This window comes from Pseudomonas sp. UF-293, assembly GCF_058245595.1.
In genome coordinates this window covers 85,157-100,251 of the sequence record NZ_JBSICA010000001.1, presented here as the reverse complement: position 1 = coordinate 100,251, position 15,095 = coordinate 85,157, and the positions used below count along the sequence as shown (strand labels likewise).

General features: G+C 60.8%; 14 protein-coding genes. 9 read left to right on the top strand and 5 right to left on the bottom strand.

Translation table 11 applies throughout. From position 1 onward, the window contains the following. Positions 1 to 23: 23 nt before the first annotated feature. The 4 genes from AC4IHP_RS00490 to AC4IHP_RS00475 all read left to right on the top strand — a co-directional run bounded on the left by AC4IHP_RS00490 (position 24) and on the right by AC4IHP_RS00475 (position 3,775). Positions 24 to 1,049 carry a LysM peptidoglycan-binding domain-containing protein gene (locus tag AC4IHP_RS00490; protein ID WP_490830617.1) on the top strand — a complete coding sequence of 342 codons (1,026 nt, stop codon included), beginning with the start codon at positions 24 to 26 and terminating at the stop codon, positions 1,047 to 1,049. A gap of 84 nt (positions 1,050 to 1,133) precedes the next feature. Continuing rightward, a complete protein-coding gene (gene dprA, locus AC4IHP_RS00485) occupies positions 1,134 to 2,231 on the top strand; it encodes a DNA-processing protein DprA (RefSeq protein WP_490830616.1) in 1,098 nt (365 codons plus the stop codon). 54 nt (positions 2,232 to 2,285) lie between these two features. Beyond that, positions 2,286 to 2,843, top strand: a complete 558-nt coding sequence (tsaC, locus tag AC4IHP_RS00480; protein ID WP_460122562.1) for an L-threonylcarbamoyladenylate synthase type 1 TsaC — start codon at positions 2,286 to 2,288, stop codon at positions 2,841 to 2,843. 263 nt (positions 2,844 to 3,106) lie between these two features. Continuing rightward, positions 3,107 to 3,775: a hypothetical protein gene (locus AC4IHP_RS00475; protein WP_460122564.1), complete on the top strand. Its 669-nt coding sequence runs from the start codon at positions 3,107 to 3,109 to the stop codon at positions 3,773 to 3,775. A gap of 179 nt (positions 3,776 to 3,954) precedes the next feature. Here AC4IHP_RS00475 and AC4IHP_RS00470 read toward each other — a convergent pair whose 3' ends face one another. Next, positions 3,955 to 4,932, bottom strand: a complete 978-nt coding sequence (locus AC4IHP_RS00470; protein ID WP_460122566.1) for a quinone oxidoreductase family protein — start codon at positions 4,930 to 4,932, stop codon at positions 3,955 to 3,957. 150 nt (positions 4,933 to 5,082) lie between these two features. On the opposite strand from AC4IHP_RS00470, the gene hemF reads away from it, so the two are divergent. Both hemF and aroE read left to right on the top strand, forming a co-directional pair. After that, complete coding sequence (gene hemF, locus AC4IHP_RS00465; RefSeq protein WP_490830615.1) at positions 5,083 to 5,997, top strand: oxygen-dependent coproporphyrinogen oxidase; 915 nt, start codon at positions 5,083 to 5,085, stop codon at positions 5,995 to 5,997. A 9-nt stretch (positions 5,998 to 6,006) separates the two neighbouring features. Next, the gene (aroE, locus tag AC4IHP_RS00460; protein ID WP_490830614.1) at positions 6,007 to 6,828 is read left to right on the top strand and encodes a shikimate dehydrogenase; all 822 of its coding nucleotides are present in this window, start codon (positions 6,007 to 6,009) and stop codon (positions 6,826 to 6,828) included. Between the two features lie 77 nt (positions 6,829 to 6,905). Here aroE and AC4IHP_RS00455 read toward each other — a convergent pair whose 3' ends face one another. The 3 genes from AC4IHP_RS00455 to betC form a co-directional block, all read right to left on the bottom strand. Further along, entirely contained in the window at positions 6,906 to 8,474 is a 1,569-nt protein-coding gene (locus AC4IHP_RS00455; protein WP_490830613.1) for a SulP family inorganic anion transporter, read from the bottom strand. 212 nt (positions 8,475 to 8,686) lie between these two features. Continuing rightward, positions 8,687 to 9,607, bottom strand: a complete 921-nt coding sequence (gene choX / locus AC4IHP_RS00450; RefSeq protein ID WP_460122574.1) for a choline ABC transporter substrate-binding protein — start codon at positions 9,605 to 9,607, stop codon at positions 8,687 to 8,689. A 16-nt stretch (positions 9,608 to 9,623) separates the two neighbouring features. Continuing rightward, positions 9,624 to 11,138: a choline-sulfatase gene (gene betC / locus AC4IHP_RS00445; RefSeq protein ID WP_490830612.1), complete on the bottom strand. Its 1,515-nt coding sequence runs from the start codon at positions 11,136 to 11,138 to the stop codon at positions 9,624 to 9,626. A gap of 114 nt (positions 11,139 to 11,252) precedes the next feature. Between betC and AC4IHP_RS00440 the strand changes: the two genes are divergently transcribed. Beyond that, positions 11,253 to 12,203, top strand: coding sequence for a choline sulfate utilization transcriptional regulator (locus AC4IHP_RS00440; protein WP_490830611.1), 951 nt, complete (start codon positions 11,253 to 11,255; stop codon positions 12,201 to 12,203). A 79-nt stretch (positions 12,204 to 12,282) separates the two neighbouring features. On the opposite strand, the gene AC4IHP_RS00435 is transcribed toward AC4IHP_RS00440, so the two are convergent. Beyond that, positions 12,283 to 12,948, bottom strand: a complete 666-nt coding sequence (locus tag AC4IHP_RS00435) for an NAD(P)-dependent oxidoreductase (protein ID WP_460122580.1) — start codon at positions 12,946 to 12,948, stop codon at positions 12,283 to 12,285. Between the two features lie 81 nt (positions 12,949 to 13,029). On the opposite strand from AC4IHP_RS00435, the gene AC4IHP_RS00430 reads away from it, so the two are divergent. Continuing rightward, complete coding sequence (locus AC4IHP_RS00430) at positions 13,030 to 13,356, top strand: DOPA 4,5-dioxygenase family protein (RefSeq protein ID WP_490830610.1); 327 nt, start codon at positions 13,030 to 13,032, stop codon at positions 13,354 to 13,356. Positions 13,357 to 13,759: 403 nt separating this feature from the next. Continuing rightward, positions 13,760 to 15,067 carry a CitMHS family transporter gene (locus AC4IHP_RS00425; RefSeq protein WP_490830609.1) on the top strand — a complete coding sequence of 436 codons (1,308 nt, stop codon included), beginning with the start codon at positions 13,760 to 13,762 and terminating at the stop codon, positions 15,065 to 15,067. Positions 15,068 to 15,095 lie beyond the last annotated feature (28 nt).

The window sequence follows — 15,095 nt, the reverse complement described above, 5'->3', positions numbered from 1 at the left end:
CACATGATAAAGGGATTCACTGCATGAGGAAAACACTACTCGCCCTGCTGCTTCTGGCTTCGGCCGGCGCCGCGCAAGGGCAAGTGCAACTCAGGGATGGTTTTCCACAGCAATACACAGTGGTTTCCGGAGACACCCTCTGGGACATTTCCGGCAAATACCTGCGCGAGCCCTGGCAGTGGCCACAACTGTGGCGGGCCAACCCGCAGGTCGAAAACCCCAACCTGATCTATCCGGGCGACACGCTGACCCTCAGCTACGTCAACGGTCAGCCGCAACTGACCGTCCATCGTGGCGAGTCGCGCGGCACCATCAAACTCTCGCCACGAATTCGCACCAGCCCGGTGGCCGAGGCGATTCCGAGCATTCCGCTGAAATCGATCAACAGCTTTCTGTTGAGCAACCGCATCGTCGACAAGGCCGAAGACTTCGACAAGGCGCCGTACATCGTCGCCGGCGATGCCGAACGCGTGCTCAGTGGTACCGGTGACCGCATTTTCGCCCGTGGCCATTTCGATCCGGAGCAACCGGTGTACGGCATCTTCCGCCAGGGCAAGGTCTACACCGATCCGCAGACCAAGGAGTTTCTCGGCATCAACGCCGACGACATCGGTGGCGGCGAGATTGTTGCCACCGAAGGCGACGTCGCCACCCTCGCCCTGCAACGCACCACCCAGGAAGTCCGCCTCGGTGACCGCTTGTTCGGCGGTGAAGAACGTTCGATCAATTCGACTTTCATGCCCAGCGCGCCGAAGCGTTCCATCGACGGGCTGATCATCGACGTGCCACGCGGCGTCACGCAGATCGGTGTGATGGACGTGGTGACCCTGAACAAGGGCAAACGTGACGGTCTGGCCGAAGGCAATGTCCTGGCGGTGATGAAAACCGGCGAAACCGTGCGCGACCGGATCACCGGCCAGCCGCTGAAGATCCCCGATGAACGCGCCGGCCTGCTGATGGTGTTCCGCACCTACGACAAGCTCAGCTATGGCCTGGTGCTCAACGCTTCGCGCTCGCTGGCGGTGCTCGACAAGGTGCGAAATCCGTAAGCTTGCTTCACAAGTTACCAACAGAGTTATCCACAGCTTGTTCCGAATGGTTCGGAGCATAGAACGATCAAGGATGATCCATTCATGTTGTCTGTCAGTACGGCCATTTCCCCGGCGGAACTGGAAGCGCGTCTGCGCCTGCACCGCATGCCGGATATCGGCCCCAAGCGGTTTGCCAAACTGCTCGAAGCCTTCGGCTCGGCGTCGAAAGCCATCAGCGCGCCGGCCAGTGCCTGGCGCTCGCTGGGGTTGCCGGCGACCTGTGCCGAGGCAAGGCGCTGTCCGACTGTGCGCGACGGCGCCAGCCACGCAATGCGCTGGCTAGAGCGTCCCGATCAACATGTGCTGATGTGGGATCAAGCGGATTATCCAGCGTTGCTCGCGCAAATTGCCGATCCGCCGCCGCTGTTATTCGTTGCCGGCGATCCGTCGATTCTGGAGAAACCGCAGTTGGCAATGGTCGGTAGCCGCCGCGCTTCGCGTCCCGGGATGGATACGGCAGCGGCGTTTTCCCGCAGTCTGGCCGGGGCCGGTTTTGTCATCAACAGTGGTCTGGCGCTGGGCATCGATGCCGCTGCACACCAGGCTGCTCTGGATGTTGGCGGCTTGACCGTGGGGGTGCTCGGCACGGGGCTGGAAAATTTTTATCCACAACGCAATAAACGCCTGGCTGAGGCGATGATTGCCTCGGGCAGCGCGGTGCTTTCCGAGTTTCCGCTGGATGCCGGGCCGAGCCCGAGCAACTTCCCCCGGCGCAACCGCATCATCAGCGGGTTATCCCTTGGCGTGCTGGTGGTCGAGGCCAGTGTTGCCAGCGGTTCGTTGATCACCGCGCGGCTGGCAGCCGAACAAGGCCGCGAGGTTTACGCCATTCCGGGCTCGATCCATCACCCCGGCGCGCGCGGTTGTCACCAGTTGATTCGCGACGGGGCGGTGTTGGTGGAGACTATCGAACATATCCTCGAAGCCCTGCGCGGCTGGCAGCAGCCACTGTTATTCACAGCGGCGGGGCAGGCCGATCACCCGCTGCTGGCGCTGCTGCACGCGGCGCCGCACACCAGCGAGGCTCTGGCCGCGAGCTGCGGCTGGGCACTGCCGAAAGTGCTGGCGGCGCTGACCGAGCTGGAGATCGACGGCCGTGCGGTGTGCGAAAACGGTCGCTGGCTGGCGCGGACAAGCTAGGTTTTACGAGGAAGATCGGTAAACTGCGCGAAACCTGTTTGTGGAGAGTTTTTCATGGTCAACAGTTGGCGTGTGCAACAAGCCGCGCGTGAAGTTCGCGCCGGCGCGGTGATTGCCTATCCAACCGAAGCCGTCTGGGGGCTGGGTTGCGACCCGTGGAATGAAGACGCGGTGGACCGCTTGCTGGCGATCAAGAATCGCTCGGTGAGCAAAGGGCTGATCCTGGTCGCCGACAACATCCGCCAGTTCGATTTTCTGTTCGAAGATTTCCCGCAGGACTGGATCGATCGCATGGCCAGCACTTGGCCAGGGCCGAACACCTGGCTGGTGCCGCACCAGAACCTGTTGCCGGAATGGGTCACCGGCGTGCATGATACGGTGGCGCTGCGGGTCAGTGATCATCCGCAGGTGCGCGATTTGTGCTCGCTGGTCGGACCGCTGATTTCAACATCAGCCAACCCACAGGGACGGCCGCCAGCGCGCACGCGCTTACGGGTCGAGCAGTATTTTCGTGGTCAGGTCGACCTGATCCTGGGCGGTAGCCTTGGCGGGCGCAAGAACCCCAGCGTGATCCGCGACCTGGCCACCGGTAACGTCATTCGCCCTGACTGACGCCAGTCTTTTTGTATTTTCTGCGGACTCCTCGGTGCCAGCGCCGAGGAGTTTTGCGGATGCCAGCGGTTTATTCCCGTGTCTGTTTAAAAGTTATCCGATGCCATTGTTCTTTCATGCGTCAGACGAATCTTTGAGTCTGCAATATATGTAAGTTTTCCCACGTGATTATCAGAACGCGTGCAGTGGCGAGATTCTCAAAAGCAACCATTCTTTCAATGTGCTTGAAGCAACTTCGAAATGTTAATGGCTGCGGAGAAGTAATGGATATTACGGATTTACACCTCAAGGATTATCTGCAGGGCTTTCAGGAAACACTCAAGAATCAACAGGCCGATTATCGTGTGGCCATTCTTGAGGCGGGGTCGGATGCCGGGGAATTTGAACGCTTCATCAATCGGCAGTTTCGCCTGCGATTGCAGCATTACATGCTCACCTCCAGAGCCCGGGCGCTGGAAACCCGACTGGCGATCACCTCGCGCAGCACGCACTTTCTGCTCTATCAGCGTGACCAGCTCATTGCGGTGCTGCGGGCAACTCCGGCGCCGTTCGAGTGGGCTTCACTGGCCCAGCATCATGTTTCTCCAACCGGGATACTGGCGCGACACGTGGAGTTCAGCCGCCTGATCACCCACTCCCAGCAGCACAGGCCGGTGTCGGTCAATGGCTTGCTCGCCACCGCCGCCGAATGGGCGATTGATCGCGGCTATCAGGGCGTGACGGCCTTGTGCAGATCGCCACAGCGGCAACTGTATCAGCGCTTCGGCCTGACACCGATCGCTTCGCAGGCAATGCATATCGAGCAACGTGCCCGTGGCGATTATTGGCTGTTGTCGGCCGAGTGGCGACAAATCCTGATGGCCCTGGATCAGCCTGTGAACATGAACGCGCATCAGCCGGAGTATCGTGATGAATACAACCGCCAGTATTGATCCGCCAGTGATTGAAGAGTGGGCTGAGAAATGGCTTGTCTATGAATCGAAGAAGTTGCGCCGGAAGTTTGCCGGCCGTAGGCCGGCAGCGAAGAAACTCCACCGCAAGATGTACTTGATATAGCCCCAAGATACTCGGCGAATTCATGGAAGAGTTCGCCGAGTATCAACTTGAGGCGTTATGGCAGCAGAATTGTGGAACCGGTCGTGCGCCGTGCCGACAGTTCGGTTTGTGCTTTCGCTGCATCCGCCAGTGCATGGCGCTGGCTGATGTCGACCTTCAGTTTGCCGCTGATGATCATCTCGAACAGCTCGTCGGCCATGCGTTGCAGGTTCTCGGCGTTGTTGGCGTAAGTCGCCAGCGTCGGCCGGGTGACGTACAACGAGCCCTTGGCGGCGAGAATGCCCAGATTGACGCCGTCGACCGCGCCCGAAGCATTGCCGAAGCTCACGACCAGGCCACGTGGTGCCACGCTGTCCAGGGACGTGAGCCAGGTGTCCTTGCCGACGCCGTCATATACCACCGGGACTTTCTTGCCGTCAGTCAGTGCCAGCACGCGCTCGGCAACGTTTTCATGGCTGTAGTCGATGGTGGCCCAGGCGCCGTTGGCTTTGGCCAGGTCGGCTTTCTCCTTCGAGCTGACGGTGCCGATCAGTTTCACACCCAGCGCTTTGGCCCATTGGCAGGCCAGAGAGCCGACGCCACCGGCTGCGGCGTGGAACAGAATGGTTTCGCCGCCCTGCAGCTCGTAGGTCTGGCGCAGCAGGTATTGCACGGTCAGGCCCTTGAGCATGACCCCGGCGGCGGTTTCGAAACTGATTTCATCGGGCAGATGCACCAGATTGTCCTGCGGCAGAACATGCACCTGGCTGTAGGCGCCGAGCGGGCCGCTGCCGTACGCAACGCGATCGCCGACCTTGAAGCGGGTAACATCGCTGCCCACTGCCTCGACGGTGCCGGCGCCTTCCGAACCCAGGCCGGACGGCAACGCGGGTGGCGCATAGAGGCCGCTGCGGTAATAGGTGTCGATGAAGTTCAGGCCGATCGCCTGGTTGGCCACGCGCACTTGGTTCGGCCCGGGTGCAGCGGGTTCGTAGTCAACATATTCGAGCACTTCGGGACCGCCGTGGGCGCGGAACTGGATACGCTTTGCCATCTGCCTGCTCTCCTTGATTCATCGGTAAGCCCCCTATCCAACTCCCCTGCTTGATCTTCGTCAACTGCGGCGCGCCGGTCCGCGATGGTATGCTACGCGCCCATTTGCGCCGCCCGCCTGCCGGGGCGCCGCCCGATTCAAGGTGAAGCCATGACGACCCGCACCGACGCCGTAAAGGCCTATCTGCTCGATCTGCAAGACCGCATCTGCGCTGCGCTGGAAACCGAAGACGGCGGCAAAAGCTTCGCCGAAGACGCCTGGACCCGGCCGGCGGGCGGTGGCGGGCGCACCCGCGTGCTGGAAAACGGCACACTGATCGAAAAGGGCGGGGTCAACTTTTCCCATGTTTTCGGCAGCGGCTTGCCGCCGTCGGCCAGCGCCCATCGGCCGGAGCTGGCCGGGCGCGGTTTTGAGGCACTCGGCGTGTCGCTGGTGATCCACCCGCACAACCCGCATGTGCCGACCTCCCACGCCAACGTACGCTTTTTCATCGCTGAAAAAGAAGGCGAAGAACCGGTCTGGTGGTTCGGCGGCGGCTTCGATCTGACTCCGTACTACGGCGTTGAAGAAGACTGCATCCACTGGCACCGCGTCGCCGAGCGAGCCTGTGCGCCGTTCGGTGCGGACGTCTATCCGCGCTACAAGGCCTGGTGCGACACATACTTCCACATCAAGCATCGTCATGAGCCGCGCGGCATTGGCGGTTTGTTCTTCGACGATCTGAACGAGTGGGATTTCGACACCAGTTTCGCCTTCCTGCGCGCCATCGGCGATGCCTACATCGAGGCCTACCTGCCGATCGTGCAGCGGCGCAAGAACGACGCCTTCACCGCTCAGCAGCGCGAATTTCAGGAATTTCGCCGTGGCCGCTACGTCGAATTCAACCTGGTTTACGACCGTGGCACGCTGTTCGGCCTGCAGTCGGGCGGCCGTACCGAATCGATTCTGATGTCGCTGCCGCCGCAAGTGCGCTGGGGTTATGACTGGAAGGCCGAGCCGGGCAGCGCAGAAGCGCGCCTGACCGAGTACTTCCTGCAGGATCGCGACTGGCTGGCCGAGGCCTGAGGACGGGTGATGGATCGTTATGTCGTTTTTGGTAACCCGATCGGCCACAGCAAGTCGCCGATGATTCACCAGTTGTTCGCCGAACAGACCGGCCAGCGCCTCGATTACAGCACGCTGCTCGCGCCGCTGGAGGATTTTGCCGGCTGCGCCACGGCGTTCTTTCGCGAAGGGCGCGGCGCCAACGTGACAGTGCCGTTCAAGGAAGACGCGTACCGTCTGGCCAACAGCCTGACCGCCCGCGCGCAGCGCGCCGGTGCGGTGAACACCTTGAGCAAACTGGACGATGGTTCACTGCTCGGCGACAACACCGATGGCGCGGGCCTGGTCCGCGATCTGACGGTGAATGCCGGTTTCAGCCTGACCGGTAAGCGCATCCTTTTGCTCGGTGCTGGAGGCGCGGTGCGCGGGGCACTGGAGCCTTTGCTGGCGGAGAAACCGGCCTCGGTGATCATCGCCAATCGCACGGTGGACAAGGCTGAGCTGCTGGCGGAATTGTTCGGCGATCTGGGGCCGGTGTCGGCCAGTGGTTTCGACTGGCTGCGCGAGCCGGTGGACGTGATCATCAACGCCACCTCCGCCAGCCTGACCGGTGACGTGCCGCCGATTGCGCCAAGCCTGATTGAGCCAGGCCAGACGCTGTGCTACGACATGATGTACGGCAAGGAACCGACCGCGTTCTGCCGCTGGGCCACTGAGCACGGCGCAGCGCTGGCGATGGATGGTCTGGGCATGCTCGCCGAACAGGCAGCCGAGGCGTTCTGGCTGTGGCGTGGCGTACGCCCGGATACCGCGCCGGTACTCGCCGAGCTGCGCCGCCAGTTGGCCCTTTAAGCGTTGCTCCCACATTGAAATACGCTCAATGTGGGAGCGAGCCTGCTCGCGAATCGCATCACCACCGCGAGATCAGATCAATCCTCAAACCGGATCGGGCATTTCTCCGCCCCCTCCAGCTTCCTCAGTTCCTCCACCACTGGCGGCCGCGCCCGGCGCAAAGTCAGGCTGCGACCCTGGCCCAACAGGCGCCGCGCTTCCTGATGCAGCATCTCCACCCCTGAATAATCGATGAAGTTGATCTGCTGTGCCTCGATCACCACTCGTGCGCCATGCAGGCGTTGCAGGCGCACTTGCAGGTAATGGCTGGCACCGAAAAAGATCGAACCGCCCACCCGCAGCACATCGTCGTCACCGTCGCGCCAATGCTGCACCCGTGGTTGCGAGGTGCGCTTGAGGTAAAAGAACAACGACGCGAGCACCCCGGCGTAGATTGCCGTCTGCAATTCCAGCAGCAAAGTCGCGAGGCAGGTCAGCGCCATCACCACGAACTCGGCGCGGCTGACCCGCAGCAAGGCGCGAATGCCGCGATGATCGACCAAGCCCCAGGCGATCAACAGGATGCTGCCGGCCATGGCGGGGATCGGAATGTGCGCGATCAGGCCGGCGCCGAACACCGCAAACAGCGCCACCCAGATCGCCGAAAACACTCCGGCCAGTGGCGAGCAGGCACCGGCCTCATAACTCAGACCTGAGCGGGTAAACGATCCGGCTGAGAGCGACCCGGAAAAGAACGCACCGACGATGTTCGACAGACCCTGTGCGCGGACTTCCTGATTGGCGTCGAGCAACTGCTGCGAGCGCGCCGAAATCGAACGGGCGATCGACAGACTGGTGACCAGCCCGAGCATGCCCACCGCCACGGCGCTCGGCAGCAGGCGCAGGATTAGCTCCAAATCCAGCGGCAAAGGGCTGAACGGCGGCAAGCGCCCGACGAAAGCGCTGACCAGATGCACATGGCCGAACATCCCCGGCCAAATCCATACCAGCAGGCTGGCCAGCACCAGCGTGAGCAACAGCGTCGGCCAGCGCGGCAGAAGTTTTTTCAGGGTCGCGCCGACGATTACCGTGGCGACGCCGAGGATAAGAGCAGACTTATCCACAGCCCCCAGATGTCGCAGCAGATCCATCAGGCTGGCGAGCGCCGTGGTGTTAGCCGGCAATTCCAGGCCGAGCAGATTGGGCAGTTGCCCGATGGCGATCACCACGGCGGCACCGAGGGTGAAGCCGAGCACCACCGAATGCGAAACGAAATTCACCAGCGCGCCGAAGCGCAGCAAGCCGAGCAGCCACTGGAAAATCCCGGCGAGGAATGTCAGCAGCAGGATCAGGGTGATGTAGTCCTCGGACGCCGGCACCGCGAGCGGGCTGACGCTGGCGTACAGCACAATGGAAATCGCCGCCGTCGGGCCACAGATCAGATGCCATGACGAACCCCACAGGCAGGCGATCAATACTGGAACGATCGCCGCATACAGGCCGAATTCCGGCGGCAGACCGGCGATCAGTGCGTAGGCGATCGACTGGGGTAAGGCGAGAATCGCACCGCTGAGGCCGACGATCAGGTCCCGCCCGACGCTGGCGCGGGTTTGCCGTGGCAGCCAGGTCAGGAAAGGAAAAAGTGAATGACGGCTGGGGAAGGCCATGGGTCCTCGCGGTTGGGGTTTTTCAGGCAAGCCTATCAGGACACCGCAATCATTGTGACGAGGGGATTTATCCCCGATGAGCCGCGAAGCGGCCCCAAACCCGGAGTTCTCGGTGAGTCAGGTCTATCGAGTTCATGGATCTTGCGACTGCTTCGCAGCCGATCGGGGGTAAATTCCCTCGCCACAGGTAAGTGGTCGACAGTCAGATAGCATTACAGTTTGGCTTTCACCGCCGCCAACGCATCCTTGCCATCCGCCGTTTTCACACCCTCGAGCCATTTATCCAGCACCGCCGGATTCGCTTTGATCCAAGCTTTCGCCGCTTCGGCATTGCTGATTTTCTTGTTCACCACCTCGGCCATGATGCTGTTTTCCATGTCCTGGGTGAACGCCAGATTGGTCAGCAACTTGCCCACATTCGGGCAGGCCTCGGCGTAGCCCTTGCGGGTCAGGGTGAACACGTTGCCGGTGTCACCAAAATATTTTTCGCCGCCCTTCAGATAGCGCATTTTCAGTTGCACGTTCATCGGGTGCGGGGTCCAGCCGAGGAAGGTGACGAATTTCTGTTTCTTCACCGCCCGCGACACTTCGGCCAGCATCGCCTGCTCGCTGGATTCGATCAGCTTCCACTGACCCATGTTGAAGTCGTTCTTCTTGATGATTTCCTGCAGCGAAATATTCGCCGGTGCCCCCGAACCGATGCCGTAGATTTTCTTGTCGAATTTGTCGGCGAATTTGTTCAGGTCGGCAAAATCATGCACACCCGCCTCCCAGACATACTCGGGGACGGCGAGGGTGAATTCAGTGCCTTCGAGGTTCTTGGCCAGTTGCGTCACATCGCCGGTGGCGACGAACTTGTCGTAGAAGCCCTGCTGCGCCGGCATCCAGTTGCCGAGGAACACGTCCACCTGGCCATCCTTCAAGCCGCCGAAGGTGATCGGCACCGCGAGGGTGTCGACCTTGGCCTTGTAGCCCATGCCGTCGAGCAGAAACCCGGTGATGGCATTGGTTGCGGCGATGTCGCTCCAGCCTGGATCGGCCATTTTCACGGTTTCGCAGCCCTGCTCGGCGAAGGCCGAAGCGCTGCTCAATGCGATCAGGCCAACGGTCACAGCTGTGGATAACTTGCGCATGGACTTCCCCTTAACGTTATTGGTTTTGGCAGGGTTGTGGATAACGGGCCTTGCGCTCCAGATCATCGAGGTCGATATGGTTACGCATGTACTGCTGACTGGCATCGACCAGCGGCTGGTGATCCCAGCTCTTCAGCTTGCCGATGGTTAACGCGTCGGCGACGAAACGGCGTCGGCGCTGGCTGGCGAGCACCTCCCGATGGATTGCCGGGATGTCCCACTTGGCCCGCGCTTCAGCGAGAAAATCTTCGAACAGTTGACGATGGTGCGGCGACTGGCTCAGCTCCTCTTCTTCGCGCGGATCGTTATCCACATCGAAGAGTAGGCACGGGTCGCTTTCGCTGTAGATAAATTTGTAGGCGCCCCGGCGAATCATCATCAGCGGGCTGACGGTACCTTCGGCCATGTATTCGCCGAACACCTCGTCGTGCCCGCCCTGCCCTTGCAGATGCGGCAGCAAGGAACGACCGTCCAGCGGCAAGTCCGGCTCGAGCGTGCCACCGGCCAGATCAACGAACGTCGGCAGCAGGTCGGCGGTGGAAACGGCGGCGCTGACCCGGCCCGCATCGAACTGCCCCGGCGCGCTGATCAACAGCGGTACTCGCGCCGCCATCTCGTACCAGTGCATTTTGTACCAGAGGCCCTTCTCGCCGAGCATGTCGCCGTGGTCGCCGGAGAAGACGATGATGGTGTCATCGATCAGCCCGGTTTCCTCGAGTGTTTGCAGCAGTTTGCCGACATTGGCATCGATATAGCTGCAAGCACCGAAGTAGGCGCGGCGGGCATCGCGGATTTTATCCACAGGCAGCGGTTTGTCCCACAGGTCGTAAACCTTGAGCAGGCGTTGCGAGTGCGGATCGAGTTCTTCCTGCCTCAAGGCTGTAGGCAACGGGATATCAGCATCGTCATACAGATCCCAGAATGCCTTGGGAATCGTGTATGGATCGTGCGGGTGGGTCATCGACACGGTCAGGCAGAACGGCTGATCGCCGTCTTCGCGAATGTGATCGAACAGGTATTGCTGCGCCTTGAACACCACCTCTTCATCGAAATCCAGCTGATTGGTGCGCACGCACGGTCCGGCCTGCAGTACCGACGACATGTTGTGATACCAGCTCGGCCGTACGTCCGGCTCGTCCCAGTTCACCGCCCAACCGTAATCGGCCGGGTAGATATCGCTGGTCAAGCGGTCTTCATAACCGTGCAGTTGGTCCGGCCCGCAGAAATGCATCTTGCCCGACAGCGCGGTGCGGTAGCCGAGACGCCGCAGGTAATGCGCGTAAGTTGGAATGTCGGCGGGGAAATCGGCCGCGTTGTCGTAGGCGCCGATCTTGCTCGGCAACTGGCCGCTGACCAGGGTGAAACGCGACGGTGCGCACAGCGGGCTGTTGCAATAGGCAGCATCGAACACCACGCCTTGGGCGGCGAGGCGGGACAGATTCGGCAGTTTGATTGGCGATGGGCCGTAGAACGGCAACATTGGCGCGGCCATTTGATCGGCCATGATGAAAAGAATGTTCTTGCGCTTCATGTGATCGCGGCATTCCATGTTGAATATTTATGCGAGAGTGCTGCGATCGAGCATGGATTCCATGCCTCTTCCGGTAAAGCCCGCGCCGGACAATGACTAGGATAAGCCCAGCTTATGTATGAAGCCCTCGGTGATCTCTCCCTTGATCTATTGCGCGCCTTTGAAGCGGCGGCCCGTCATCGCAGCTTTACCGCTGCTGCGGTTGAGCTGGGCACCACGCAACCGGCCATCAGCCAGCAGATAAAACGCTTGGAAGAGCAGCTCGGTACGCGCCTGTTCGATCGGATTTACAGGGGCATCGAGTTGACTGAGGTGGGTGCCCTGCTTTTCGAGCAAGTTACCCTCGGTTTGCAGAATATCGACGCAGGATTAGGCGCAATCAGCGCTCAGCAGCAACATGAAGTGCTGCAAGTGGCCACGGATTTTGCTTTCGCCGCTTATTGGTTGATGCCGCGCCTGCATCGCTTCCATGAGGCCAATCCGCATATCGATGTCAGCCTGGTCACCAGCGAGCGCAACCACAACATGCTGCGCACCGACATCGACGTGGCGATCCTGTTTGGCGACGGTCGATTCAAGCAGGGCGAGAGCCACTGGCTGTTCAGCGAAGAGGTGTTTCCGGTGTGCAGCCCGCTGCTGCTCAAGGAGCGTTCATTGCCGCTGCCCGCGCAGGCCCTGCTGGAATTTCCGCTGCTGCACCTGCGCGGTGAAAACAGCAGCAACTGGTTCGACTGGAGTGGCTTGTTTCGTCAATTGGGCCTGACTACGCCGCCGGCGCCGGGGCAGTTGCGCTTCGACAATTACACCTTGCTGATCCAAGCGGCGATTGGCGGGCAAGGTGTGGCGATCGGCTGGCGCCACCTTGTGGATAACTTGCTGGTGCAGGGTTTGCTGTGCCGGCCGCTGGCGCAAACCACGCTGTCGCGGCTTGGGTATTACGTGGTGTTGCCGCAACGCAAACGTCGGGGGGCGTTGATTCAAGAGTTTGTTGATTGGTTAATGGCGGAACAGGCCAGTAGTGCCGAATCGCTTAACGGTCTGGCCCTGCCCTCGATTGCGGTGTGAAGAGTAAAAGATCGCAGCTTCGGCAGCTCCTGCAAATGGAATGCGATCCCATGTAGGAGCTGCCGAAGGCTGTGATCTTTTACGAATCTGAAGCCGCCACAAAATTCACATGCTCACCGACATGCAGATTCAACCGCAGCTCATCGGCGATACCCACCGCGACGCGGTTCAAGCGTTCCAAGGGTTCGGCAAGTCCCGGTTCGAGATTGCCGCCGACCTGACTGAAGTGCTCGATGGTCAACCCGGCAACGCCATGGGGTGCGTTGACCAAGGTCCAGCGCAGCGAGCTGCTTTGCACCGCTTCGAGGATTTCTTCGGCGGCGTGACGTTGCAGGCGCTCGTCGCTGTCAGGCTCGTCGAGCACGCCGAAATTGCCGACCAGAAACAGTCGCGGCACGCTGGCCAGTTGCAAACCTTCGACCAGCGCGTCGACTGCCAGCACCTGTTCAACCGGCCCGAGCGTCACTGAACGCTCGACGTGGTCGCTGCTGAATGGCAGACCCGGCGCGTCCAGCAGACAGATCACCGCAGAACTGCCGGCGACGCTCTGATTGACTCGCTCGGCATCGAACAGATCGCCGGTTTTACTGCGCAAGCCCGGACGTGGCGCAAGCGCAGTGAGATCATCGAGAATAGCGATGACTTCGTGTTGGCGGCGCAGTAATTCAGCCATCAACGCACCGCCCAGGCTGGCCATGGCACCATAGAGCACCACTTTCACCACTGGGGTTTCGGCATTTTTCATGGCTGTTTTCCTTATTGTTGTCCTATATGGCCTGTGACGGTGGAAACAGCCAAGGGTTCGAACCGATTGAGAGGCGATACGATGCAAGGGATCAAGGGCTACCACGCCCATGTCTATTTCGACGCGCAAACCATCGACCAGGCGCGGGCCCTGTGCGAACGGGCCGCGCAGTTGTTTGCGCTGAAAATGGGCCGCGTGCACGAACGCCCGGTAGGGCCGCACCCCGACTGGAGCTGCCAACTGGCGTTCGGCCCCGAGCTGATCGGCGAGGTGCTGCCGTGGCTGGCGCTCAACCGCAAGGGCCTGGTGGTGTTCCTGCATCCGGACACGGGCGACGACTTGCTCGACCACACCGAACATGCGATCTGGATGGGCGCGGTGCGGCCGCTGGATCTGTCGATTTTTTAACCAGATGCTGACGCCGAACTGATAACGGATATGTCCGGACTGCCAGCCGGCGCTGTCAGTGCGTTTACCCACATCGCTACCAACCCCGTCTTTATTGGCCCTGGTCGCATCCGACCGCCGGTTGGCCGTTCATTCACCGCTTTCAATAGCGAAAGGTAGCTGAAAGCTTCCCCGATTAGGATCGCCTCACTCCCGGCAACAGACCGGTTGGCCCAAGACCTGTATTTGCTCCACAGGCCCGGCCCAATTAACAACAACAATGGTGATTCTGATGTCCTCTGCAACCCGCCGTTTCTCCCGCTTCCTGCTGGTCACTCCGCCCGTACGCCTCGCGTCTCCCGTTCTGCGCTGATCCCGCCCGATCCGCTCATTCCATTAGCCGCGCTACGCCTGGAGTATTCCCATGCTGACTTTCCTTGGCTTCGCCATGGTCATCACGTTCATGTTCCTGATCATGACCAAGCGCCTGTCCGCGCTGATCGCCCTGATCATCATCCCGATTTTGTTCGCTCTGTTCGGTGGTTTTGCGCCGAAGATCGGCCCGATGATGCTCGAAGGCATCACCAAACTGGCGCCGACCGGCGTGATGCTGATGTTCGCCATTCTGTATTTCGCCTTGATGATCGACTCCGGCCTGTTCGACCCGGCCGTGCGCAAGATCCTCAAACTGGTCAAGGGCGACCCGTTGAAAGTTTCGGTCGGCACCGCCGTTCTGGCGCTCGTCGTTTCCCTCGATGGTGACGGCGCGACCACTTACATGATCTGCGTGGCCGCGATGCTGCCGCTGTACAGTCGCATCGGCATGAGCCCACGAATCATGGCCGGTCTGATCATCCTCGCCGGTGGCGTGATGAACATGACCCCGTGGGGCGGCCCGACCGCTCGCGCAGCGAGTGCCCTGCATGTGGATCCGTCGGACATTTTCGTGCCGATGATCCCGGCGATGGCCGCCGGTGTCGTAGCGATCCTGCTGATTGCCTACTTCTACGGTAAACGTGAACGCGCCCGCCTCGGCGAGCTGCACCTGGTCGGCGACGAAATCGATCACAGCGAAATCAGCGTCTCGCAATTCCCCGACGCACGCCGTCCGAAGCTGATCTGGTTCAACGCCGCACTGACTTTCGGCCTGATGTGCACGCTGATCGGCGGCCTGTTGCCGCTGCCGGTGCTGTTCATGGTGGCGTTCAGTATTGCCATGATCGTCAACTACCCATGCCTGCAAATGCAGAAGGATCGCGTCGCCGCGCATTCCGGCAGCGTGCTGGCAGTGGTCGGGCTGATCTTTGCGGCCGGTATCTTCACCGGTATCCTGTCGGGCACCGGCATGGTCGATGCGATGTCGAAGAGCCTGTTGGCGGTGATTCCGGATTTCCTCGGCCCGTACCTGGCGGTGATCACGGCGCTGGTGAGCATGCCGTTCACCTTCTTCATGTCCAACGACGCGTTTTATTACGGTGTGTTGCCGGTGTTGGCCGACGCGGCCAGCCACTATGGGATCACTGCGGTGGAAATGGCCCGTGCCTCGATCGTCGGCCAGCCCGTCCACTTGCTGAGCCCGTTGGTGCCGTCGACCTATCTGTTGGTGGCGCTGGCCGGCATCGATTTCGGTGATCATCAGCGTTTCACCCTGAAATGGGCGATTCTGGTGTGCATCTGCATTCTGATTGCTGCACTGCTGTTGGGGACTTTCCCGGTGTTCAGCACTCTATAAGCCCAAGACTCACCGTAACGGGTCCTGG

Coding starts and splice junctions, on each gene's coding strand:
- AC4IHP_RS00490 (WP_490830617.1), top strand. CDS start 24: ATGAGGAAAACACTACTCGCCCTGCTGCTTCTGGCTTCGGCCGGCGCC.
- dprA (WP_490830616.1), top strand. CDS start 1,134: ATGTTGTCTGTCAGTACGGCCATTTCCCCGGCGGAACTGGAAGCGCGT.
- tsaC (WP_460122562.1), top strand. CDS start 2,286: ATGGTCAACAGTTGGCGTGTGCAACAAGCCGCGCGTGAAGTTCGCGCC.
- AC4IHP_RS00475 (WP_460122564.1), top strand. CDS start 3,107: ATGGATATTACGGATTTACACCTCAAGGATTATCTGCAGGGCTTTCAG.
- AC4IHP_RS00470 (WP_460122566.1), bottom strand. CDS start 4,932: ATGGCAAAGCGTATCCAGTTCCGCGCCCACGGCGGTCCCGAAGTGCTC.
- hemF (WP_490830615.1), top strand. CDS start 5,083: ATGACGACCCGCACCGACGCCGTAAAGGCCTATCTGCTCGATCTGCAA.
- aroE (WP_490830614.1), top strand. CDS start 6,007: ATGGATCGTTATGTCGTTTTTGGTAACCCGATCGGCCACAGCAAGTCG.
- AC4IHP_RS00455 (WP_490830613.1), bottom strand. CDS start 8,474: ATGGCCTTCCCCAGCCGTCATTCACTTTTTCCTTTCCTGACCTGGCTG.
- choX (WP_460122574.1), bottom strand. CDS start 9,607: ATGCGCAAGTTATCCACAGCTGTGACCGTTGGCCTGATCGCATTGAGC.
- betC (WP_490830612.1), bottom strand. CDS start 11,138: ATGAAGCGCAAGAACATTCTTTTCATCATGGCCGATCAAATGGCCGCG.
- AC4IHP_RS00440 (WP_490830611.1), top strand. CDS start 11,253: ATGTATGAAGCCCTCGGTGATCTCTCCCTTGATCTATTGCGCGCCTTT.
- AC4IHP_RS00435 (WP_460122580.1), bottom strand. CDS start 12,948: ATGAAAAATGCCGAAACCCCAGTGGTGAAAGTGGTGCTCTATGGTGCC.
- AC4IHP_RS00430 (WP_490830610.1), top strand. CDS start 13,030: ATGCAAGGGATCAAGGGCTACCACGCCCATGTCTATTTCGACGCGCAA.
- AC4IHP_RS00425 (WP_490830609.1), top strand. CDS start 13,760: ATGCTGACTTTCCTTGGCTTCGCCATGGTCATCACGTTCATGTTCCTG.